The organism is Robertmurraya massiliosenegalensis JC6 (assembly GCF_000311725.1).
Taxonomy (GTDB): Bacteria; Bacillota; Bacilli; order Bacillales; family Cytobacillaceae; genus Robertmurraya; species Robertmurraya massiliosenegalensis.
Genome location: NZ_HE978516.1, coordinates 21,536 through 46,365 on the forward strand (window position 1 = coordinate 21,536; position 24,830 = coordinate 46,365).

Annotated in this window: 21 protein-coding genes; 5 read left to right on the plus strand and 16 right to left on the minus strand. The window is 37.9% G+C overall.

The window, feature by feature from the left end; genetic code table 11:
• Positions 1-20: 20 nt before the first annotated feature.
• From BMSHG_RS18990 to BMSHG_RS19050, 13 genes are all read right to left on the minus strand, one after another.
• Positions 21-854: a dimethyl sulfoxide reductase anchor subunit family protein gene (locus BMSHG_RS18990; RefSeq protein ID WP_019156051.1), complete on the minus strand. Its 834-nt coding sequence runs from the start codon at positions 852-854 to the stop codon at positions 21-23.
• Between the two features lie 18 nt (positions 855-872).
• On the minus strand, positions 873-1,445 hold the full coding sequence (locus tag BMSHG_RS18995) for a DMSO/selenate family reductase complex B subunit (RefSeq protein WP_026073535.1): 573 nt from the start codon (positions 1,443-1,445) through the stop codon (positions 873-875).
• Positions 1,446-1,467: 22 nt separating this feature from the next.
• Complete coding sequence (locus BMSHG_RS19000; RefSeq protein WP_019156053.1) at positions 1,468-3,867, minus strand: DMSO/selenate family reductase complex A subunit; 2,400 nt, start codon at positions 3,865-3,867, stop codon at positions 1,468-1,470.
• Between the two features lie 54 nt (positions 3,868-3,921).
• A complete protein-coding gene (locus BMSHG_RS19005; protein WP_019156054.1) occupies positions 3,922-4,584 on the minus strand; it encodes a TorD/DmsD family molecular chaperone in 663 nt (220 codons plus the stop codon).
• Between the two features lie 343 nt (positions 4,585-4,927).
• Positions 4,928-5,761 (minus strand): dimethyl sulfoxide reductase anchor subunit family protein, encoded by an 834-nt coding sequence (locus BMSHG_RS19010; RefSeq protein ID WP_019156055.1) that lies wholly within the window; start codon positions 5,759-5,761, stop codon positions 4,928-4,930.
• Between the two features lie 19 nt (positions 5,762-5,780).
• Positions 5,781-6,359: a DMSO/selenate family reductase complex B subunit gene (locus BMSHG_RS19015; protein ID WP_019156056.1), complete on the minus strand. Its 579-nt coding sequence runs from the start codon at positions 6,357-6,359 to the stop codon at positions 5,781-5,783.
• A 14-nt stretch (positions 6,360-6,373) separates the two neighbouring features.
• Positions 6,374-8,770 carry a DMSO/selenate family reductase complex A subunit gene (locus tag BMSHG_RS19020; protein WP_019156057.1) on the minus strand — a complete coding sequence of 799 codons (2,397 nt, stop codon included), beginning with the start codon at positions 8,768-8,770 and terminating at the stop codon, positions 6,374-6,376.
• Positions 8,763-9,452: a TorD/DmsD family molecular chaperone gene (locus tag BMSHG_RS19025; protein ID WP_019156058.1), complete on the minus strand. Its 690-nt coding sequence runs from the start codon at positions 9,450-9,452 to the stop codon at positions 8,763-8,765. Before BMSHG_RS19025 ends, BMSHG_RS19020 begins: the two co-directional genes overlap by 8 nt.
• Before the next feature lie 247 nt (positions 9,453-9,699).
• Complete coding sequence (locus BMSHG_RS19030; RefSeq protein ID WP_019156059.1) at positions 9,700-10,533, minus strand: dimethyl sulfoxide reductase anchor subunit family protein; 834 nt, start codon at positions 10,531-10,533, stop codon at positions 9,700-9,702.
• 84 nt (positions 10,534-10,617) lie between these two features.
• Entirely contained in the window at positions 10,618-11,151 is a 534-nt protein-coding gene (locus BMSHG_RS19035) for a DMSO/selenate family reductase complex B subunit (RefSeq protein ID WP_026073536.1), read from the minus strand.
• A 19-nt stretch (positions 11,152-11,170) separates the two neighbouring features.
• Entirely contained in the window at positions 11,171-13,747 is a 2,577-nt protein-coding gene (locus BMSHG_RS19040; RefSeq protein WP_019156061.1) for a molybdopterin-dependent oxidoreductase, read from the minus strand.
• Positions 13,748-13,804: 57 nt separating this feature from the next.
• Complete coding sequence (locus BMSHG_RS19045) at positions 13,805-14,521, minus strand: TorD/DmsD family molecular chaperone (protein WP_019156062.1); 717 nt, start codon at positions 14,519-14,521, stop codon at positions 13,805-13,807.
• A gap of 1 nt (position 14,522) precedes the next feature.
• Positions 14,523-15,869, minus strand: coding sequence for a radical SAM protein (locus BMSHG_RS19050; protein WP_019156063.1), 1,347 nt, complete (start codon positions 15,867-15,869; stop codon positions 14,523-14,525).
• Between the two features lie 247 nt (positions 15,870-16,116).
• On the opposite strand from BMSHG_RS19050, the gene BMSHG_RS19055 reads away from it, so the two are divergent.
• From BMSHG_RS19055 to BMSHG_RS19070, 5 genes are all read left to right on the plus strand, one after another.
• Entirely contained in the window at positions 16,117-17,316 is a 1,200-nt protein-coding gene (locus tag BMSHG_RS19055) for a PucR family transcriptional regulator (protein ID WP_019156064.1), read from the plus strand.
• Between the two features lie 55 nt (positions 17,317-17,371).
• The gene (locus BMSHG_RS28900) at positions 17,372-18,442 is read left to right on the plus strand and encodes a molybdopterin-dependent oxidoreductase (protein WP_051030956.1); all 1,071 of its coding nucleotides are present in this window, start codon (positions 17,372-17,374) and stop codon (positions 18,440-18,442) included.
• On the plus strand, positions 18,435-19,376 hold the full coding sequence (locus BMSHG_RS28905) for a molybdopterin-dependent oxidoreductase (protein ID WP_051030957.1): 942 nt from the start codon (positions 18,435-18,437) through the stop codon (positions 19,374-19,376). The genes BMSHG_RS28900 and BMSHG_RS28905 overlap by 8 nt, the downstream gene beginning before the upstream one ends.
• A gap of 18 nt (positions 19,377-19,394) precedes the next feature.
• The gene (locus tag BMSHG_RS19065; RefSeq protein ID WP_019156065.1) at positions 19,395-19,937 is read left to right on the plus strand and encodes a 4Fe-4S dicluster domain-containing protein; all 543 of its coding nucleotides are present in this window, start codon (positions 19,395-19,397) and stop codon (positions 19,935-19,937) included.
• A 390-nt stretch (positions 19,938-20,327) separates the two neighbouring features.
• Positions 20,328-20,513 carry an aspartyl-phosphate phosphatase Spo0E family protein gene (locus BMSHG_RS19070; protein ID WP_019156066.1) on the plus strand — a complete coding sequence of 62 codons (186 nt, stop codon included), beginning with the start codon at positions 20,328-20,330 and terminating at the stop codon, positions 20,511-20,513.
• Positions 20,514-20,760: 247 nt separating this feature from the next.
• Here the strand turns inward: BMSHG_RS19070 and BMSHG_RS19075 are convergent, their stop codons facing one another.
• From BMSHG_RS19075 to BMSHG_RS19085, 3 genes are all read right to left on the minus strand, one after another.
• The gene (locus tag BMSHG_RS19075) at positions 20,761-22,545 is read right to left on the minus strand and encodes an L-lactate permease (RefSeq protein ID WP_019156067.1); all 1,785 of its coding nucleotides are present in this window, start codon (positions 22,543-22,545) and stop codon (positions 20,761-20,763) included.
• Between the two features lie 313 nt (positions 22,546-22,858).
• The gene (locus BMSHG_RS19080) at positions 22,859-23,632 is read right to left on the minus strand and encodes an IclR family transcriptional regulator (RefSeq protein WP_019156068.1); all 774 of its coding nucleotides are present in this window, start codon (positions 23,630-23,632) and stop codon (positions 22,859-22,861) included.
• A 69-nt stretch (positions 23,633-23,701) separates the two neighbouring features.
• Positions 23,702-24,478 carry a fumarylacetoacetate hydrolase family protein gene (locus BMSHG_RS19085; RefSeq protein WP_019156069.1) on the minus strand — a complete coding sequence of 259 codons (777 nt, stop codon included), beginning with the start codon at positions 24,476-24,478 and terminating at the stop codon, positions 23,702-23,704.
• Positions 24,479-24,830 lie beyond the last annotated feature (352 nt).

A 24,830-nucleotide genomic window follows, 5' to 3' on the forward strand; every position in this document is an offset into this window, starting at 1 on the left:
CACCCCTTTCTTATTTTTCTTTAAGCGCCTAATACATAAAACACATAGCGGCTCATGCCTTCTGCGAATAGAAGGACAGCCAGTGCCACATAAGCAAGTGAGAACGATACTTTTTGCTGCTTTGCCACGGAAAGATATCCTAGGAATGCTACACCTACTACTTCAATAATCCAACGAATTGCTACCGTTGTTTGGTAGTCTGCTAGTGAGGCTAACGCATTCGTTCCTTCAATCATATTAACCTCTGGCATCACGGAACCAAATAAGGCGACACCCACTAATTGAAGAGCAATCCCTCCTAACGAAATATAGAAAGCGATTTTGATTAAACTTTGTGCCTTTTCCTTTAATACAGGTGCTAGTAAGCTGACAACGAGAACCGGTCCTAGAACGAGAGCCGTTCCATAAAACGATGTAAACGTATTGACGGAATTCCAACCGCTGACTAAAGAATTCGAATAAATCATTGCCATACAGTAAATATCGACTAAACCGATGAGCGCTGATACAATCAATAACCATTGATTAACTTTCTTTTGCACAAGTGCCAGACCAGCTGTGACACAGGCAGCTCCAATAAATAATCCTGTCACCAAAATCTCACGACTCATCCAAGAAGAACCAAGATTGCGAATCGAATTTAAAGCATGTGACGGTGTTCCTAAGTGAGCGAAGGAAGCGATTAATCCAATCAACGATAATGCTGCAATGACGATTAATGGGATTCGCATCGCTTTAAATGCTGTTTCTTCGCCTAATTTATTTATTCCTTTATAGAAAATCGCTAGTGTCAATATTCCACCGATGGCGATTTGCACACAAACTGTAAAGATTAACAATGCCCATTCATGCATAGGAATAACCTCCTTTATCTATTTTGCATTTCTATGTGCACCAATGACGATACTTGGATTGGTAATTGATGAATCTGGAAGACCTTTAATATTGTTAACATCACCGTATTTTTCTCGAAGTTCCTCAATCGGTCCATAATCAAGGGCACGCATCGGACATGATCCTACACAAGCTGGGTTTTCACCAACTTCAATTAAATCAATACAGAAATTACATTTTGTCATTTTACCGATGACTTCATTATATTGTGGAGCTCCATAAGGACAATTCCACATACAATATTTGCAGCCAATACATTTTTCATGGTCAACTAATACAACGCCATCCTCTTCACGTTTATGCATGGCTCCTGTAGGACAATTTTCTACACACTTAGGATTTTCACAATGGTTACACGAAATTGAAGTGAAGAAGGATTGAACATTTTGTATGAACGCTTCATCACGTTCGACATAGTCTCCTTCCGATTGTTCATACACTCGGCGATAGTTGACACCAACTTCAAGGTCATTTTTATCTTTACAAGCAACTACACATGCTTTACATCCTGTACAATATTCATTATTTATATAAAAGCCTAGCTGTACCATTACCATTCACACCCTTCTTTTTCTATGCCTTCTGAACTTCGACTAAGTTAGTATGTTGAGGATTTCCCTTAGCTAATGCAGATGGACGTTGACTTGTTAACGTGTTAATATTTCCGCGTTGATCAATGCCCTTATTATCTGGTGACCACCAAGCTCCCTGTGGAATTGCCACTGTTCCTGGAATAATTCTGTTCGTGAGTTTAACAGGCATATGAACTTCTCCACGATCATTGAAGATTTTCACTTTGTCACCATCTTTAATCTTTCTTGCTTTTGCATCTCTTTCATTCATCCACATCACTTGTGGTCCCGCTTCCTCTAACCACTTATTATTATCAAAAGTTGAATGACAACGGCGTTTGTAATGCCAGCCAATTAGCTGTAGTGGATATTTTTCAATTAATGGATCCTGTGGTCCCTCCCACGAAGATACATATTTCGGAATGGCTGGAATCTCCTCCAACTCATCCATATCCCAAAGCGCTTTCGAGAAAATTTCAATTTTACCTGAAGGTGTTTCAAATTTATGATTTTCCGGATCTTTAATCTGATCTTCAAAAGCTATTACGGCGTTATTTTCCAAAGAAACCTGATAAACTCCAAGTTTTTTGAATTCGTCAAAAGTTGGGAAATTCGGATCTACCTTTCGAGATTCCTCAATTGACCATTTCACCCAATCTAGTTCAGTTCTTCCTTCTGTAAATTCATTTTCAACTCCAAGCTTTTTCGCTAACATTGTGAGCCATTCATAATCTGATTTCGTCTCAAACAAATTTTCGATACACTTTTGAGACAATATTGCTTGTTGTGAAGGTGCCCAAGTTGATCCGATATCCCATCTTTCCATAAATGAATTAGATGGCAATAAAATATCTGCAAATTTCGCACTTGGTGTCATAAAGAGCTCACTGACTACAATTAGTTCAAGCAAAGACTCATCCTGTAAGATTTCAGCCGTACGATTACAGTCGGAATGTTGATTTATTAACGTATTTCCAGCTAAATTAAACATTGCTTTTATATTTGATGGAAGTGTTTCTTGTCCTTCTGGTAAACCTTTCACTCCATCCTTCGCTCCCATTTCTGTTCCACGAACAACAGCGTCTGTCCAAAGGAAACACGGGATCGTTAAACCACCTAATGGATTATCACCTTTTGGTACGGCAGTTGTTTTTACTAGACTGACATAACCGGCACCGGAAGCCCATCCACCTCGAACTCCTACATTCCCAGTAATGGCAGCAAGTACTGTACCACCTCTCACAAATTGTTCACCGTAAGCTTGTCTTTGTGGACCCCAACCTTGTAATAATGCTGAAGGTTTATTAGTTGCGAATTCTCTAGCAAGCTTTCGAATCGTATCAGCAGGTACTTTACAAATCTTTGATGCCCATTCAGGAGTTTTCTTTATTCCATCCTTTTTACCCATAATGTAGCTAACAAGAGATTCCCCTTCAGGTACACCTTCTGGCATATGTTCCTCATCAAATCCAACACAATATTTATCAACAAAGTTTTTATCATATAGGTTTTCAGAAATAATGACATATGTCATTGCGTCCATCATGGCATTATCAGTAGTTGGAGCAATCGGGATCCACTCATCTGCTAATGCTATAGCTGTATCAGATTGTCTTGGATCAATAACAACGATCTTTACACCTGCTTCTTTTGCTTTTCTTACATAAAAGTCTGTTACACCCCAACGTGTTTCAACGGGATTATGTCCCCATAGAATAATAAGCTTTGAGTCAGATAGGGTATTAAGTGTGCTCCCTGTTTGCGTCGTTCCATAAGTGAATGGTGTTGCTTGTGAAGTTTGGGCAGAACTATAAGAGTTATGATAACCAAGGTATCCCCCAGTGAGACCTAAGATTTTTTGAATCATATTACCTGCTCCAATGATACTTCCTGAATGCCCACTTGCGTAATTACTGTAACGACTAGAAGGTCCATATTTTTTTGTTATTCTCGTTAGCTCTTTTTCAATGTAATCAATTGCTTCTTCCCAAGAGATTCTTTCAAATTTCCCTTCTCCACGCTTTCCTACTCGCTTCATTGGATATTTTAAGCGATCAGGATTATAAACGAATTGTCTGTAGCCTCTACCTCGAATGCAGGCACGAAGTTGTGGAAGTTCAAATGTATCTTCTTTCGTATCTGTCGTAAGACGTGTCACGACACCATCATTTATATGAGCTTTTATTAAGCATCTACCACCACAGTTAACGGTCGAACATGTCGTTAATACTTGCTCATCGATATTTTTACTTGGTTCCTCTGCACTAACTTTAGAAAGCATTTTCGATCCTTGCACCGTACCCCCGATTACGACTGGAGCCGTAACTGCACTTGACCACTTAATAAAGCTTCGACGAGACATTTTATTTTCTTTTATGCTGTCAAATATATCTTTACTCATACTCTAAAACCTCCTAATTTCCCATAAATTTACTATTGCAACCTTGTAATTAGGTTAAAAATACAATTCATCGATAACATCTATGTCAAAATCAATAAATTCTTCCATCATTTGCGCAGAAGAAGAAAATAACGACGATTTTGCATGGCTTTGTATATCCTTAGAAAACTGTGGTATCCATTTAGCTAAATGATCGTTTAGCATTTTCTTCTGTCCATCTAGCAAGTGATTATAGATAGTTATATTACTTTCTTGTTCTGCTCTTTCAATTAATTGAAGCATGAACAAGAGCTCATATCCTATATGATCTTCTGCTTCATTATGTTGGTTTGTTTTTTTCTCTAAGGACAAATCGTATGTCTTAAATAGTTCCTTCACTTCAAAAGTTGGGAAATCAAAAAGACATTTATCCTTACCTCTATATACTGATTCCCACGGTGGTGCCAATAAAGAATCCGGTCCAATAAATAAGCGGAAATAGTCCTCTCTTGCACTTTCAATTGCTACTTCAATATCACGACTATTAAAGTAATGATGGAATTGCTCGCCACCACCTATTCCCATTAATCCTTCAATATTAAATCCTTCTTTAATATGCAGATACAACTCTTTATTCATTGGCTGAGTAAACAGTATATATTGGAGTTGATAAAATTCTTTTCTAGCTTTTAATAGTGGCGCATTCTTATCTTTAATCATGTCTGCCGTAAAAGTCATTTTCCTCACCATCTCCAATCTCATTCATAATTTTTGCTTATAAATCTCTTCTATTTAACAAGCAAATTTCTGTGCTGCCGCTTTGAATCTTACTTTCACATCCTTCATAACTCATTATGTGAATGTCATCACAATATTTATCACATCTTCATTATAAAATTGAAAACAAAGAAATAATACGTATCGCGTATACAAAAATAGGGGATGAATTTTGTTTAGGCTAACCAAACAATTTTTACGAACTTGTGAAGTCAAAATTTGGAGAAGAAAGAGGGTGGATTGAAATGTGATTTTTTTATGAAGAAGAAAGAAGGAATATTACACTATCCCTTCTTTCATACCATTAAGCTCCTAATACATAAAACACGTAGCGGCTCATGCCTTCAGCGAACAGAAGGACAGCCAGTGCCACATAAGCAAGTGAGAACGATACTTTTTGCTGCTTTGCCACGGAAAGATATCCTAGGAATGCTACACCTACTACTTCAATTATCCAACGAATTGCTACCGTTGTTTGGTAATCTGCTAGCGAGGCTAACGCATTCGTTCCTTCAATCATATTAACCTCTGGCATCACGGAACCAAATAAGGCGACACCCACTAATTGAAGGGCAATCCCTCCTAACGAAATATAGAAAGCCGTTTTGATTAAACTTTGTGCCTTTTCCTTTAATACTGGTGCTAGTAAGCTGACAACGAGAACCGGTCCTAGAACGAGAGCCGTTCCATAAAACGATGTAAATGTATTGACGGAATTCCAACCGCTGACTAAAGAATTCGAATAAATCATTGCCATACAATAAATATCGACTAAACCGATGAGCGCTGATACAATCAATAACCATTGATTAACTTTCTTCTGCACAAGTGCCAGACCAGCTGTGACACAGGCAGCTCCTATAAATAATCCTGTCACCAAAATCTCACGACTCATCCAAGAAGAACCGAGGTTGCGAATCGAATTTAAAGCATGTGACGGTGTTCCTAAGTGAGCGAAGGAAGCGATTAATCCAATCAACGATAATGCTGCAATGACGATTAATGGGATTCGCATCGCTTTAAATCCTGTTTCTTCGCCTAATTTATTTATTCCTTTATAGAAAATCGCTAGTGTCAATATTCCACCGATGGCGATTTGCACACAAACTGTAAAGATTAACAATGCCCATTCATGCATCTTTGATCACTCCTTTAATTTAAATTGCCGCATCTTTATGTGCATTAATCACAAGATTTGGCTTTGTTATATTCGATGAAGGAATTCCCTTAATATCTGCATTTTTTCCATATTTTTTGCGGAGCTCGTCAATTGGACCAAAATCAATTGCGCGCATAATACAAGCGGCAACGCAAGCTGGCTTTTCTCCTGCTTCACGAAGATCCAAACATGTATCACATTTTGTCATATGTCCTAATTCTTCATTAAACTGTGGTGCGCCATATGGACAGTTCCATTCACAATAACGACAACCAATACATTTTTCACTATCAACTAGAACAACGCCGTCTTCTTCACGTTTATGCATCGCCGTCGTTGGACAACCTTGTACGCAACCTGGCTCATCACAATGATTACAAGATAAAGAGATATTAAATGCAGCAACATTATTGATCCATGCTCCATCCATGTCCTTTGTAAACTCTCCAGATTCCTCTACATAGACGCGACGAAAATTGATTCCGACTGCATTATCATTTTTGTCTTTACAAGCGATCGCACAGGCGTTACATCCGTTACATCTTGCTTGATTAATATAAAATCCCATTTGTACCATTTTCTATCCCTCCCCTAAGCTTTTTTAACTTCTGCTAGATTAGTATGTTGAGGATTACAATGGAACGGTGAAGCTTCTAATCCAGTTAACACATTAATGGCTCCACGTTTATCAATCCCATTTTGATCCGGATTAAACCATCCACCTTGAGGAACACAAACGACACCAGGCATAACTCTGCTTGAAACCTTGGCTGGCAATTCAATCGTGCCACGCTCATTAAACGCCTGAACTTTATCTCCATCTTTAATCTTTCTTTCTTTTGCATCAATTGGATTAATCCATAGCTCTTGGGTTTGAACCTCTTCCATCCAATCGCTTGTATCCCATGTTGAATGACAACGTCTTTTCACATGCCAACCGAAAATTTGCAACGGATATTTGGATGTTAATTCACTTTCAGGACCTTCATTAACAGCAACATGCTTTGGTATCGCTGGAATATCCTCAGGTCGATTCATATCCCAGAGAGCCTTTGAAAATAGTTCAATTTTCCCTGATGGAGTACTAAAAGGAACATTCGCCGGATCTTCAATTTGTTCTTTGAATTTCACCACAGTAATTTCCTTGAATTTATGAACGCCGTTCTTCTGCATTTCTTGAAAGGATGGGAAGGTTGGATCATTCTTTTTCGATTCCTCTATCATCCATTTAACCCAATCATCTTGAGTTTTTCCTTCGGTAAATTCCTTTTCAATGCCAAGTTCTTTCGCAAGCTTTGCCATCCATTCATATTCAGTTAATGAACCATATAGTGGTTCTACTACCTTTTGAGATAAGAACATATGCTGACCATAGCTCCATGGACCGACAACATCATTTTGCTCAAAGAATGTACAAGTTGGTAAAATAATATCAGAGTACTTTGCAGATGGCGTCATATAGATATCTGATGTCACGATGAATTCACATAAAGTTTCATCCTTTAAAATCTCTGTTGTTTTATTAATATCTGAATGCTGATTGACTAAACAATTTCCTGCCATATTAAAAATCATTTTAATATTCGAAGGTAATGTTTCTCCTTCTTCCAGACCAACTACTCCATCTTCTACTCCCATTTCAGTACCACGAACGATTGCATCTGTATATTTAAACACAGGGATTGAAATGCCTAGTGGATTTTCCGGAATAGGGAAACCTTGAAATTTTGCTATACCAGGCGCATTTGGACCTGCCCAACCTCCGCTTATGCCAATGTTTCCAGTTAATGCTGCAATCATAGAACTCGCACGTGACATTTGCTCCCCGTTCATATGACGATTAATTCCATTTCCTTGAATCCATGCCATCGGCTTAGTTAACGCCACTTCACGTGCTAGTTGGATAATTCTGTTTGCTGGTAGGCCTGTAATTTTTGCAGCCCATTGTGGTGTTTTAGGCGTCTTGTCTTTTTCTCCTAGCACATAGCTATAATAGGATTCTCCAGCTGGTACTCCTTCAGGCATGTGATTTTCATCATGTCCTAGGCAATATTTATCAAGAAAGTCTTTATCATGTAGATTCTCTGTAAACATGACATAGGCCATTGCTGCAATTAGGGCATTATCTGTTCCCGGTTTGATCGGGAACCAATCATCGGCAAGTGCCACATTGGTATCTGTCTTTCTTGGATCCAATGTATAGATTTTTGCTCCTTTTTCTTTTGCCATTCTTAAATACATGTTCATATGACCAAATATTGTTTCTGCAGGGTTCATCCCGTGTAGAATAATCAATTTCGAATCTAATAAAGTATTACAACTACTTCCAGCCGCAGTTTCCCCAAATGTATACGGTGTCGCAGCCAAGTGCTGTCCAGAGCTATAGTTGGAATAACGACCTAGAAAGCCTCCATCTAATGCAAGCACCCTTTGTATAACAGTATCTCCACTTCCAACCGTACCCGATTGACCTGTTGCATAGAGACTGAATCGTGAAGCTGGACCATACTTTTGCTTAATGCGATTATTTTCTTCAGCAATGATTTTAATCGCTTCATCCCAAGAAATTTCTTCAAATTTGCCTTCGCCACGTTTCCCAACGCGTTTTAATGGCTTTTGTATACGGTCTGGTGAATAGACGTGTCTTCTGTATCCTCTTCCTCGAACACAGGCACGAATTTGTGGATATTGTTCATTATCTGCATTTTCATCCCGAGGATCGTCGTCTGTGCTTATCCGCACAATTTGTCCATCCTTAATATGAGCCTTAATTAAACATTTCCCACCACAATTGAGCGTGCTGCATGTAGGAATAATGATTTCTTCCGCACTACCCTCAACTGTATCTGCACTGACCTTTTGAACAAGCTTATTTGATACGGTAACTCCACCTACTAAAGCTGGTACTGTGATAGCGCCAGACCATTTTAGAAAAGAACGACGCTTCATTTTTTTATTCGTTAAGCTATTCATTAAGTTCTCATCCATTTTCAATACCCTCCTTAAGTTCTTTTATATATTCATAGTCTTCAGAAATAAATGTTTGTAACAAGGTGGCAATCCCTTTGTAAAAATCACTTGTTCCAGATGACTGAATATCCTTAACAAATGCCGGAATCCATCGATGTAAGTGTTCTTTATGTAGCCACATCTGGCTATAAATACCACGTACATAGTCTTCCTTTTGTCCTGATTCGATTGCTGTAACCGTATGGTTTATTAAAAAGCGGATAAACTCTAATTCAATCGCAATATGATCTTCTGGTTGTGTATTTTCTTCAATTGAATGGAGATCAAAGCTGGCTAACATTTTTCTTAGTTGAAATACCGGCTCTCCGAACATAGACCGATCTTTCGTTACATAAACGGATTCCCATGGTGGTGCTGGAATTTTTCCTTGCTCATTTAAAATATAGAATGTAGCTAGATAGGCCTCCTTTTCTTTCCGTTCGATCTCTTTCATATTTCCGATTCGTAGAGTTTGAAAAAAATTTTTTAGATCCTCATTATTTGCCGAAATGAGATCCATGAACTCTGTTGTAAAATGTTCTCTCCAGTTACACAGCGTTTCCAAACTCAACGGTTCTTGTAATGAAAGGTTTAAAAAAGAGTAAATGGCTTCTCTTTCTTTACTAATGGAAAGAAATTCTTTATCAATTAATAGTTGCATAATTGTCCCCCCTATCATAAAAATAAAATGCATGTTGTGAAATAGATCACATTATTTATTTCATCTTCATTATAGAATTGAGGGATTGCAATTCATACGTATTACGTATACAAAAATAAACGTTGAATTTTGTTTGCGGTGACCAATCATTTTTTACAAACCTGTGAAGGTAATAACTGGAGAAGAATGAGGAATTTTTCAAAAAAAAGAAGAAAGGAATGGTACACACATCCCTTTCTTCTTACATTTAAGCTCCTAATACATAAAACACATAGCGACTCATGCCTTCAGCGAACAGAAGGACAGCCAGTGCCACATAAGCAAGAGAGAACGATACTTTTTGCTGCTTTGCTACGGAAAGATATCCTAGGAATGCTACACCTACTACTTCAATAATCCAACGAATTGCTACCGTTGTTTGGTAATCTGCTAGCGAGGCTAACGCATTCGTTCCTTCAATCATATTATCCTCTGGCATCACGGAACCAAATAAGGCGACACCCACTAATTGAAGGGCAATCCCTCCTAACGAAATATAGAAGGCCGTTTTGATTAAACTTTGAGCCTTTTCCTTTAGTACTGGGGCAAGTAAGCTGACAACGAGAACCGGTCCTAGAACGAGGGCCGTTCCATAAAACGATGTAAACGTATTGACGGAATTCCAACCGCTGACTAAAGAATTCGAATAAATCATTGCCATACAGTAAATATCGACTAAACCGATGAGTACTGATACAATCAATAACCATTGATTAACTTTCTTTTGCACAAGTGCCAGACCAGCTGTGACACAGGCAGCTCCAATAAATAATCCTGTCACCAATATTTCTCGACTCATCCAAGAAGAACCGAGGTTGCGAATCGAATTTAAAGCATGTGACGGCGTTCCTAAGTGAGCGAATGAAGCGATTAAACCAATCAACGACAATGCTGCAATGACGATTAATGGAATTCGCATCGCTTTAAATGCTGTTTCTTCGCCTAATTTATTTATTCCTTTATAGAAAATCGCTAGTGTCAAAATTCCACCGATGGCGATTTGCACACAAACTGTAAAGATTAACAATGCCCATTCATGCATCTTTGATCACTCCTCTTTCAAAGCTTCTTATATTTTCAAATTCAGACAAATGCCTCATTTCTCATCACTAGCTCTGATCCCTGATTAAGCATTAATGATAAGATTCGGCTTCGTAATCGAAGATGATGGAATTCCCTTAATATCTGCATTGCTGCCATATTTTTTACGTAATTCGTCAATGGGTCCAAATTCAATGGCGCGCATAATGCAAGACGAAACACACACAGGATCTTCCCCTTTTTCTCGTAAATCAAGACATGTATCACATTTTGTCATTTTTCCAAGTTCTTCACTGAATTGCGGAGCTCCATATGGACAATTCCAGACACAGTATTTACACCCTATGCATTTATCATGGTCAACTAACACCACTCCATCTTCAGATCGCTTATACATTGCTCCTGTTGGACACCCTTGTACACAGCCTGGTTCAGTACAATGATTACAGGAGATGGATACATGTGTGAAAGATGGTTTCGGAAATGTTCCTTCCTCAAAATCATACACTCTACGAAAATTCCGTCCTACTTCTAAATCATTTTTATCCTTACATGCTACCGTACACGTTTTGCATCCCACACATTCAGCAACATTTATATAAAAACCTAATTGAGTCATCATTCATTCCCTCCTTCTTCTAAAACTTGATAATTCGCTGCTCCCACTTTACATCCTCTTCTAAAGGCTCGCCATTCCATTTTTCTACATTACAATGTGCTGAGTTAAATCCTGAAGAGCCAAGTCCTTTTGGGATGTGCGCAACAAATAAGTTGTCTGCTCCCGCACGATCAATACCCGTTTTCTCATCAATATCGACCCACGCACCATGAGGTAAACCAATTGTTCCAGGAATAATACCTTCTGTAATTTTTGCTGGACGCAGAGATTTTCCATATTCATTTGACATTAATACCGTATCCCCATCCTTTATGCCCATTTCCTTCGCATCTTTTTGACTAATATATACAGGATTTGGCCATGCCTCACGCAACTGTGGAACATTATCAAATGTACTGTGTGAGCGTCTTAAATAATGTGGATTAATCACTTGATAAGGATATTTTCCTTTTTTCTTCGTTTTCCAATCTTCAAAAGTGGTTTCATAGCCATGAACTTTTTCCTCATATTTAGGAATTGGAGCAATTTCAGAGTATGCTTTTTTTGATAACTCATTAATCGCTTTACAATAAATTTCAAATTTCCCACTTTCACTTGATACAGGATGGCCCTCGGGATCATCAATAAAATCCTTATAGGCAATAAAGCCAAAATTATCACCTGATTTTCTCGGGATCTGATAAATTCCTTGATCAACAAATTCTTTTAGAGGAATTCTTCCTTGTTGCGGAGTACCTTCAACTCCCCACTCTTTTATATCATTCGCAGTAATCGTACATAATGGTTCATAATCAACCCCATTTTCTTTTACGACCATGCTCCCAGCAAGTTGATTGAAATATTGTTGTTTCTCAGATAATGGGAATACTTTCTTAGGGTCTTTTCCAAGTGCTTTCAATAAACCTTCAGCAATTTCTTGATCTGTTTTCGATTCATATAGCGGCTCAATAATTTTTGACCAAGTAATGAGAATTTCACGATTACCGCCTTTTACTGCACCTTCTGTTTCCCATTGCGTTGCGACTGGTAATACAATATCTGCATATTTCGCATTTGTTGTAAGTGCATAGGCATTCGTTACTACAAACTCAACCTTACGATGAGCTTCAATTCCTTTGGCAATATTACTTCTTGTTTGTAATGTGTTGTTATAATTGTGATAAATGAATTGAATATTGGCCTTTCTTTCTCCCTCATAACGTTGAAGGAATTTACCATCTAATACAGCATCCCAAATTTCATTTTCATTGATCATATTATCAACGGCATTAGGTACCCGTTCAGTTCCAGCTCCTCCAGAGGTTAAAAGCATTGGTCCCATATTTCCTGCGTATTCCCAACAGCTGACACCTGTCATATTCCCAGAACTCCCCATGTGTCCCGTCATCATACCGAGAGTTGAAAATGCTTGAACCCAACCCTCGCCATTGCTAATTCGAGCAGGTGCCCATGCTGTTAGTAATGACACGCGCTCAGTACCCCCAATGTCTCTTGCCAATTCACGGATTTTACTCGGTTCTACACCACAGATTTCCGATGCCCATTCAGGCGTTTTAGGTTGGCCATCATATGTTCCGAGAAGATAATCTTTAAAATTATCCTTTGGATCGGCACCTTCTGGCATATGCTCCTTATCAAATCCTATCGTGTATTTATTTAAGAAATCCCATTTCACAAGCGGATTCGTTACTGGATGATCTTCGTCTAGCAATGTATACATCATCCCAAATGCCAATGCATCATCTGTTCCCGGCCTAATCGGGACCCAATCTGCATCAAAAACATTTGCGGAATCCGTATACATTGGATCGATGGAAATAAAACGCGCTCCTGCTTTCTTTGCTTGAAGATAATTGTATGTCACACTTCCCATTGTGCTCCAAGCTGGATTCGCTCCCCAAAGAACAATTAATTGTGAATTGCGCAGATCAAGACGATCGTTTATTCCGTTGACAGCTAACCCTTCGCCAACACCCATATTTTCGTAGATCCATCTCCATGCCCCCCATGAAGAACTACCATAGCATGCAGAATATCCACCCACTTCAGACATGACATTCGTAATATTGATGTCTCCTCCTGTTACAAGGATCGACTCATTCCCATACTTCTCTGTAATTCGTTTCGTTTCTGCTGCAATTAACTCTAAAGCTTCATCCCAAGAAATCCGGACCCATTGATCATTTCCCCGAAGTTCCTTCTTGCCGCCACCTGGCTCCCAATTCTTTCTTTTCATTGGGTATTTTAAACGATCAGCATTAAATACTTGTTTTCGCTGAGAGCGCCCTCTTAAACATCCTCGTTGCTGTGGATAATCCGGACTATCTGGATGGGTATCATCCGTTTTTTGCCGAACAACAACTCCATCCTTAATTAGCACCTTGTTCAAGCAACGACTCCCACAGTTATGCCAGCAAGCTGCGGTTTTCCAAATTCCCTCACCATCGCTGTCCTCTATACCAATGCTTGCATCTGCTTTCGCTATTAGACCCCGGCTTACCGGAATAGTAGCAGTAGCGGCAATGGCAGAAGACCAACCAATGAAAGATCTTCTAGACATTTTAAATTCATTTGCTTTTTTTAATAGGTCAAACATCGTGATCTCAATCTCCTTCCGTGCTTTTCTTTTTTGTGAAATTCATCACATAAATAGTTATGTTTGAACTTCATTTGGTGTAATTTCTATATTCAATAGTTCTTTAAGAACTGCTGAATCCACGGTTAAATAGTGCATCAAAATTTTAGCTAATCCTCGATAAAATGGAGTCTCTGCATTTGCAATCATCTTTTCACAAAATGCTGATGCGAATTTCATTAAATGCTCATGCAAAAATTCTTCTTGAGCTTGTAACAAGTATGTCACTTCATGCAATTGCTCTTCTTTTGTCGATTCGATCGTTAATTTGTTTAAATGGTAAATAAAATCGAGTTCTAATCCAATATGGTCCTCTGCTTCTACATGTTGCTTTGTCATTTCAAACCCAAATTTTTCATACATTTTCCGAACACTGATCGTACAATTTTGAAAAAGCATAGGTTCTTTTTGAACATAGATCGATTCCCAAGGTGGTACTGGTAACTCAAATGGTCCAATCAACATTCTTGTATAATCCCAGTGCAAATCATCAAAATCTTGTTGATTAAAAAGCACATCATATTCTTGAAAATATGCCTTTAACTCTTTAACACCTTCTAAAATCCCTTCAGAATCTCCAGCAAAAGGAAATTGTTCAACCATTTTATGTTGAATAAAGATCTTCAAATATTCTTGTCTAGGTTCTTCAATAAAAAATCTTCTTAACACGTCATATGCATACTCTCTTCCATAGAGAATATTTGTTAAACTAGACAAATCAATCTTTGTATTCACTTCATTCTCCTCCTTTAACATCCTTCTCAAAAATATCCTCTAATTCAAAGAAGGAAGATGTTGTCCAGTCCAAACCAATTTCTCGAAGATAGCGTTCTCCTTCACTCTCTTCTGCAACTAGCGACGAAATAGATATCTCCAAATCTCTATTTTTTAAATGATGGATATCTAAGACGGAAAACTGGATAAAATCATGATCGGTGTTTTCAATATAGAAAATATTTTCTCGATCAAACAATGCTTTCGCTTTCCTTATTTCTTTTCCAAATACTTTTGCCGTTTTTATAAAATAATCCTTATCGGAAAAAGTATAAGTTTTATCAGGGGTATGCTGATAATTTTGCTGGTATACTTGACCGGTATGCTTATTCTCAAGAGAGCAATAATGAACCCCGAGCTTTAATTTTTCATTCAAAGCAAATTCCAAAAGCTCCAAACACTCTTTTTCACTGTCGGCAACGGCAAGTCCACCTGCGTACCAATAGTTGTAATACATTTCATACGGTGGATATTTTAGCTGAAGTCCTCTTTCCTTAAAGGCATCAGCGTTCCCTAATGGAAAGCAAAGTTCTAATAGATTTATCCCAAAGATATCTAATTTCTCAAGCTTTAAAAGCAGATCTTTCATATCCTCTAATGTTCCAGGGATGACTGGCATTTCTACAAGAATATTGGGAATAAACTCTCTTGAAAGGGCAATTTTCTCCAATAAGAAATTAATTCTAGCTACTGAGTCATCCATTTTGACACTAAAACGGATTTCGTTTAGATTGGCATTTTTTAATTGTTTAAGTAATTCTTGATCAAGTAGGTCTCCTGTTGTATAAAGTCTTGTATAGGTTTCTGGCGACTCCTTGTGAGCCGTTTCAAAGAATTCGACAACCTCGTCCTTAAACAACAATGGCTCACCACCAGTAAGCGCCAAATGTTTCAGTTCAATCCCTTGTGCTAATAAATCGAGAAGTTCTTTTTTAATGTCTTTTTGCTTATTTTTATAAAATAGATAGTCATCTTGATTTGGGTTAAAACAGAAGAAACAATTTCTATGACATTTTAATGAGGGGTACGTTGTATAACTATTACTTCCTGTTTGACAGGCTTCACATGCACTAGAAATCCGATTAACGACCACACTTTTATTATTATTTCTAACGGATGCACCAGCACGTTCTAAACTTTTCAATCTTTCATTTTTTTCATAGAATGCAGATTCTTGTTGAAACGGAAGTCCAAAGGTTTCGATCTGATGGATTGTTTCACTTTCAATATTCGTATAAATTTGAGCATAATGAATAAAAGCTTTGTTTTTAATTGAATACACATTGTCCATTGTTATTTTCCGGAGCATACTCTCACATCCTTTTATCAATCATGTGAAACAGATCACATATTTTATTGCACTTTCATTATAAAATTGAGACAACAGAATTGATACGTACCTCGTATACAAAAAAAGTGAATGAAATTTGTCTATTGCGCCCAATCATTTTTTACGATCTTGTGACTTTGATTGTTGAATGACAGTGAGTGATTTAAGATGAAGATGAATCTATTAAAGATGAAGAAAGGAATGAAACAACTTGGAGGAGAGGTTTTTGGTTCCACCATTGATTCACGACTTGCTTATGGCCTCTCACGACGGGCTTAGCGGGTTAGCGAATAAACTATCCGAAGTTTTATCTTATCCAATGATTATTACGGATTCTTTCTATCATGTATTAGCTTCTTCATTTAATAAAGAATCGTTAGAAATCCTGGTTTCAACTTCTTTTGAAAACTATTCCCATACAGTTTTTTTTACATGCACGCTAAATATAGAGGGAATCGATTACCAAGCCTACGGATATCCAATTAAATTAGGGAATCATAATGTGGGAAATCTTTTTTTATTGCTAGAAAATGAGGAGCAATTAGAAATCGAAAATTATGAATCGATTATCCAATATGGGTCATCTCTATGTTCTTCTCGCATCAAGCAAATGGTTGATTTAAAGAAAGAAAGCCAACGCTATAAAGATGCATTTCTATTTGATCTCCTCTATGGAAACTTTAAAAATAGAGAAGATATTTTAGCTTATGGTTCACTCTGGAAATGGGATTTTAATCAACCACATGCTGTTATCGTTCTTTCGATGATTGAATATAATCCTTATTCAGAAGATAAGCAGCTCATAGATACATTGCTGTATTTAACAGAAAAAGCACTCGTTCAACATGGGTACGAACCTATTGCGATTCGCAAACAAAGTGAGGTTGTCCTAATTCTTCCCGTTAATAAACAGACAAACTTCACTCAACCTTTTAAGCCTTGTGAGCTTATTTCATATATCATCAAACAAACAAAAGAAAGTCCTATCGGAAACAGAGTAGCATGTGGTGTCGGACAAGTGTACGAAAATCCAGGGGAACTATTTCGAAGCTATCAGGAAGCAAAAGTCTCCTACGAAATTGGTTTGTTATTAAAAATCGAAATTCCTTATTTTCATAATATGGGACTTGAAAGAATTTTATATAAGCATGATCTCCAGGATCTAAAAGAATACTACAATCATATTTTAGGTCCACTACAAAAATACGATGAAACGCAGGAAGGTGATTTAATGTTCACCCTCGAAAGCTTTGCTCATCATCAATTTGATTTAAAACAAACATCAGATGCAATCTTTTTACATCGGAACACCTTGAGATATCGCATCAAAAAAATCGAAGAAATATTAAATATAAAATTAGATGATGTCAATAACCGCTTAAATATTGTCGCTGCTCTAAAAATTAAGCAGCTCCATAAAATTTAACAATCACAAATGTGAAATGATGAACATTTACTGATTTGGAAAGGAGGCGACTGCTGTGCAAATTCATCGAAATGTCTGCCCTAGAAATTGTTATGGTACATGCAGCATGCTTTCTTATACGGAAAATGGGAAACTAGTCAAAGTATCCGGTGATCCGATGCACGGCTTTACGCAGGGACATTTATGTGCTAAAGGCTATGCATACACCCAATATGTCTATAATCCTTTACGACTAAAATACCCGATGATGCAAACCGAACGTGGTTCTGGCAATTGGGTCAGAATCTCTTGGGAGGATGCATACAGTATCATTGCTGAAAAAATGCTAGAGCTCTACTCTCGCTATGGCTCCAACCTTGCTAGTGGCTATAATAAATTTTCTGGAAATATAGGACTTCTCCATTACGCAGTTGAGGGAATGTTTAATAGCATCGGTCCCCATACAAAAGCCTTTGGAAATCTTTGTTTAGCAACAGGGGAACAAGCGGTAAAAGAATCATTCGGTAATCTCAACAGTCCAAGCCCTGAGGAAATGGCTGAGTCAAAAGTGATCTTTATCTGGGGAGCTAATCCTGCTGTAACGAATATTCACCAAATGAAATTCATCTATGCAGCAAGAAAAAATGGGGGAAAACTTGTCGTTATCGATCCGATTTTTACAGAAACAGCTTCAAAGGCAGACTTATTTGTACAAATTAAACCTGGTACTGATGCCTTACTAGCTCTAGGGATCGCAAAATGCTTGCTTACTGACGATCAGATTGAGATTACAAAGACGCAGTGGAACGGCTGGGAAGAATACAAGCAAATTTTACAGCAACTTGATTTAGCTACCGTAGCTGAATTGACTGGAGTTAATACTGACACCATCCAAGAACTGGCTATGCTCTACGGTACCATTAAACCTGCAACAACTTGGAATGGACTTGGAATCCAACGAAACAAATACGGCGGACTAAGTATCCAAGCTATTAATTCATTAGCTGCTATGTCTGGAAATCTAAATATGCCCAATGGCGGAGTTTATTTTACTCATTCGGATTGCGAAGACTTCCCGATGAGCCTGTTAAACTTTCCTGAAAAAAAACATCCTAAAATTGAAAGTTCAAGGTTCAAGAATGATTAATTGTGCAAACTTTGCAACAGAGGCAAAAAATCTGAAAGCACCGCCACTTAAGCTATTGTGGATTGCTTCTCGTAGTCCTCTTTCGCAAGATATGAATATTCATGTTTGGCAAGAGTTATTTAAAGAGTTAGAACTGATTGTCACCGTAGATCTCTTTATGACAAATACAGCAAAACTCTCCGACATCGTCCTCCCAGCAGCGAGCCATTTTGAGGAGGAAGACCTAAATGTTGGCTATTGGCATCATTGGCTCTCTTTAAATCAAAAATCAATCCCAGCCTATTATGAAACAAAAAGTGATTTAATGATTGCTCGGGAGCTAACAAAAAAATTAAATGAGTTAAGTCCAGGTTTCTCCACATTTCCCCATGAACGTGAGCCTCAAGATTGGATTGAACTGGAATTCTCTGAAGAGATTAAAGCCTTGTATGGTGTTAGCTCTTATAAAGACTTATTAGCTGGTCCAAGGCCAAGACAAGTGACAAATAGAGAAGATAAACACTTTTCTTTTATCCAGCTAGATGATGTGAAACCTTTATTAACAAACATGGAATCAGACTTAAATATGAAGTCGACAGCTTATCCGTTCAGACTGCTATCGCCACAAGCATTACTAAAAATACACTCCCAATTTACTTTATTAACTTGGCTTTATCCAAAACCAGATGAAACGATAATAGAAATTAACAGTGAAGTGGCGAAGAAATTGAAGATTAGCGACGGAGAAAAAATAAAAATTTGTAACGAACATGGCTTTATTATTGCAAAAGCTCAAACAAACCAACATCTTCCTTTAGATGTCGTTCTAGTAAGTCAAACGGACGAGAACTCTATTAATCAATTAATTGGATCGCAGCTGCAAAAACAAGAAGAACTAGCGAGTACACATTTTTATGATTGCTTTGTTGATTTAAAGAGTTTAAAAAGTCTATAGTAGAAATGAGATGATTACATGTCTAAACAACTAGGTTTTATTTTCAATGCTGACGACTGTATCGGATGTACGGCATGTGAAATTGCCTGTCGAAACGAAAACCAAACAGAAGGGGACGTACGTTGGCGGAAAGTATCAAAGCAAACAGAAGGATTTCTTTCGATGTCGTGTAATCACTGTAATAGTCCTGAGTGCTTTCGTGTTTGTCCAGAACATGCATTTATTAAGCGACATGACGGAGTTGTTCTAATTGATTCCAACCTATGTACGGGCTGTAAGCTTTGTATAGCAGCTTGCCCTTATGATGCACCTCAATTTGACTATGAAACAAATAAAGTAAGTAAATGCCAGATGTGCTATCCGAGACAGGATCAAGGTCTTCCACCTGCATGTGTAGAAGCTTGTTCGACATTAGCCTTACAATTGGTTGATCTGGAAGACTTCTATGACCCGGAAGCAGTTCCAACCATTACCGGAGTTCCCGATGTTCGAATTACACAACCATCTGTCGTGTTTTATCCAATTACCGAAAAGAAAAGACACTTTCTTGTTCATTCGTAAAAGCTCTTTTTATACGAAAATGGGTTTTCAACTATTGTGGTGTCAAAAAAGACATGGGGTTTCGCAAACGTTGATGTTCTTTTAGTTATAAATCGCCTAAAAAAATAACTTATATAGAAGTTTAATAGTAGTGAAAAGGGCTGCGCAAACAATGTGTTGTTCAGATTTCAACTTCACTATCCTTATGATAAACTTAAGAAATCTCGAATTTTTTTATTTCGGTGTGGAAAATATCACTGAAACCTGTTAAAATTTGTATTAAAATGAAATAAGACCCTTTATTGCCTTTGTTTGGGGAATAAGGGGTTTTAATTATGGCATGCGATTACAACCTTTGCGATGACATCCTTATTCATTCTACTATTTTCACTAATTTAAGGAGTTATTTAGATGTCCAAGTCCTATTTAGAAGAATGCCTTTTCTGCAAAATTGAAACAGTAAGGAAAGAAATGATTACTACTGGAATAAGGGAAGGTCTAACAAGTAAAAATACAATACATTTAAGTCAATTGCTTGATCAATATGTCCTTCAATATCAAAAGCTCAATTTTACGAATTTGAAAAAGAACTTTTAGCAGATAAATCGATTCTGCATGATATAGAATACGATTATATTTATTATCTCTACATAAATACCACTTTCGTTATTCTCTTCTCGCTCCATTTTACTTCTTCCGCATCATTAAGATTCAGAACAAAAGCTCTGGAGCTAGATGTAGATGTTACTAATAAAGGTTTCACACCTCTAAATCTATAATTTTCTAAAGCAGACAAAAGTAACCTAGAGGACAATTATCCTCTAGGCAAACTTTTGTCGAGCCTTTATTTAGGGGTATTGATCCCAGAATTATTCACCAATAGATTGGCTCTTTTTTGATTGGTTGCAATAATGTAAATCGCACCGATTGCAATTAAAATCGCCAAAATCGAGCCGATATTAAACCAACCTTTCTCGGAAAACCACACGATGGAGTAGCCAAGTGAACCGGCAAATAATGAGTAGTAAGCGAACGGCAGAAGTGTTTTTCGAATGACCGTCCCTTCCTTCCCTACTAGACCTACTACTGCGGAAGCGGCTACAACATTATGAACACAAATCATATTTCCAGCAGCTCCCCCTACCGCTTGAAGTGCCACGACCCAAGTCGGATCAACACCAATTTGTGACCCAACGTCGTATTGGAATAGTGAGAACATCATATTACTTACCGTGTTACTCCCGGCGATAAATGCTCCTAATCCACCGATAAAGGTGGCAAAAATAGGCCAGAAATCACCTGTAATAGCAGCTACAGCATTAGCTAATTCGATAGGCATACGCTCATATCCTGCCGCTCCCCCGCCTGTGTTTAAGAAAACTTGAACCATTGGAACGGTGAAGATCAGCGCCGTTGAAGCAGAAAGCATTGTCTTTCCTGAATGTGACCATGCTCTCCCATAAGCTTTTCCATTCATTCCATGTAGGAAATATGTGATAACAGAGACGAGAATAAATATGAATCCTGGTGAGTATAGAGGTTGGAAGCTTGTTGTAATTCCAGATCCGAAAATGTTCTCCCACTTTAAAGTCCATGATTGTGTCCATTCTAAAAATGGAAGCGATTGCAATCTAGTCAATACGAGAAAAACTCCGATCAGTACATATGGAGTCCACGCCTTAACCATACTCATACTGCCACTTTTATGAGCAATATCTTTAATTTCTAATTTACCAATCCATTCAGGATCCCATTTTGATTTTTCTTCAAAATCCCAAATATCATCTTCTTTAGGCATAAATAGTCCTTTTTTCGCTGCAAAAATCACAATGGCTAAACCGACTAAACCACCAATCATAGATGGAAATTCAGGTCCAAGTGTATTGGCAACGATGACATAAGGGACGGTCATTGCAAAAGCAGAGAATAAAGCAAACTTCCAAATTTTCAACCCTTCAGTAAAAGATTTGTTTTGTCCGAAAAATCGAGTCATAAAAGCCACAACGATTAATGGGATGAGTGTGCCTGAAACCATATGAAGGATGGACACCTTTTCAGCTATTTCGACGGTCAAAGCTAAAAAATTGTCGGAAAGGCTTGTATCTGCTGATAGTCCTGACTGAACCCCGACAAGCATTGGCGTACCTACCGCACCAAAAGAGACCGGTGTACTTTGAATAATCATTCCTGCTACAACGGCGGCCATTGCAGGAAATCCTAATCCAACCATCAACGGAACAGCTACGGCAGCAGGTGTTCCAAATCCCGCAGATCCCTCAATAAACGAGCCAAATAGCCAAGCAACGATAATTACTTGGACCCGTCGATCTGGCGAAATATCTGTAAATCCTTGGCGAATCGTTTTAATTCCACCGCTCTCTTGAAGCGTATTCAATAATAAAATCGCTCCAAAAATAATGTACAATAATGTACCTGCGGTAAATAAACCGTGTAATGATGCCGCTGCCACATTTGCACTTGGAACCTTCCAAACAAATAGCGCCAGTCCAATTGCAACTAAATAGGAGATTGGCATCGCCTTACTTGCTGGCCATCTAAGCCCGACAAGAAAGATTGCTACTGCAATAATTGGCAATAACGATAAAAAAGCTAGCATACCTGTACTCATAACATTTCCCCTTTCGTTTGCTAATAAAGAACAATAATTCCATTTGTTGCTTAACAGAAAACAAAGTTATATAACAATAAAATTTATGTTATATAACAGTTGATTCCTATTTAAATTATACACGCTTTTTTTACAGTTTCAATAATTTTTAGAAAATTTCGTTCATTTAATTATGACAAGAATCGCTCTAAACTATCATAATGTTTGTCGTTCATTCAAATCTTCCTTTAGACAGCTGAAATAAAAAAATTTGCTTGAAATATCGTTTTTGTAAATACATTCTTACAAAACAAGATTTCAAACAAATTTGCGTTTAAATCGTATGAACATGGCCAAGTCTTCCCGATATTTTTTTACCTGTTTCTTTCATCTTTATTTTTAATTGCTCCAATCTCTCTTCTGTCATCCGCATCGTAGGTCCAGAGATACTAACAGAAGCAATCACCTTCCCTAAATGATCAAAAAGCGGTACCGCTATACATGTAATTCCGTACTCATTCTCTTCTAAATCAAGGGCATATCCCTTTTGTTTAATGCTCACTAATTCTTTTAAAAACACATCTTTTTCAGTGATCGTTGCTTCTGTATGAATCGGAAGCCCCTTTCGCTCAATGATGTCTTCCACAACATTCATCGGTAAATAAGCGAGAATGGCTTTTCCCACTGATGTACAGTGCATCGGAGCTCTTTTGCCAACCTTGGAATGCATCCGTAATGTTTGATTCCCATCAAGTTTTTCGATATACACGACTTCACCTTGATCCCATACAGCAAGATGGATAACTTCATTTGTTTCACGTTCCAGTTCCAACAAATAAGGCTTTGCTTCCGTTCTTATATCAATTGACTCCAATAGTTTTGAACTAATATCAAGAAACTTATAACCTAATTTATATCGACCTGTATCTTCGTCTTGTTCAATATATCCATACTGAGCTAACGTGGAGAGGATGCGATAGACGGAGCTTTTATTGATATCGATTTGCTTCGCGATTTCTGTTACCCCTAGCCCCCCTTTTTTTGAACTAACAAGGGTAATAATATCCAATGCACGCCCCACTGACTTTACCATATTGTCTCTTTCCATCTCATTTCACCCCTACTTCTAATCGAAAGGCTTTTTTTCCACTGAAAAAAAGCCTTCCCTTCCACCAGTTTAACGCTCCACTGAAACAGTCACTTTTACAAAAGGATTTTTCAGTGTCCCAATTTCCTCTATCTCACATTCTATCACATCTCCGGCATGAACAAACTCTGCTCCCACTGGACTACCTGTTAAAATTACATCTCCTGGCTTTAAGGTCATTACATGAGAAAGATAGGAAACCATCTTTTGAGTCGAGATGATCATTAATTCTGGACCACTATTTTGTTTTTCTTCTCCATTTAATCTAGCTTTCACTCTAATGTCTAATGGATTCATTTCTGTTTCAATGAACGGTCCTAATGGAGTAAAAGTGTCAAATGACTTGCCAATCGTCCAATGGCCAGCTTCATGAAAAAAGGCAGGAGCGGTTACATCATTGCCTACCGTATATCCAAACACATAATCAAAAACGTCTGCTTCTGATATATTTTTTGCCTCTTTTCCGATAATTACAGCTAGTTCCGATTCAAATTTTACAGTATCACAGCCTGAAGGAATAACAATATCATCTTCTGGACCAATGACTGATGAAGTTGGCTTAAAAAAGAATACCGGAATTTCTGGTAGCTCACTAGGCAGGTCATCTGTTGTAGCCACATAGTTTGCGCCAATCCCAATAATTTGATTAGGAGCTAATGGGGCTAGTAGCTTCACTTCACTCTTCGAAAAAACCTTCCCTGTATAATCCCAGTCTGTAAAAATATCACCTTTTATCTCTCTTATGACTTCATCCACTATGACACCTGTATATTCATTTGAATCCACAGTAAAACGAGTAAATTTCATTGTTCCACTCCTCTCTTTAAAAAACGGGCTGTCCGAATTGCCCCTCTATTCGGACTTACTTATGTGTTTTACAGCTTGGGCTGTCCGAATAGCCCCTCTATTCGGACTTACTTATTTGTTTTACAGCTCGGGCTGTCCGAATAGCCCTTCTATTCGGACAAACTTATTTCTTTTACAGCTTGGGCTGTCCGATTAACCCCTCTATTCGGACTTACTTATTTGTTTTACAGCTTGGGCTGTCCGAATAACCCCTCTATTCGGACTTACTTATTTGTTTTACAGCTCGGACTGTCCGAATTGCCCCTCTATTCGGACTTACTTATTTGTTTTACAGCTTGGGCTGTCCGAATAG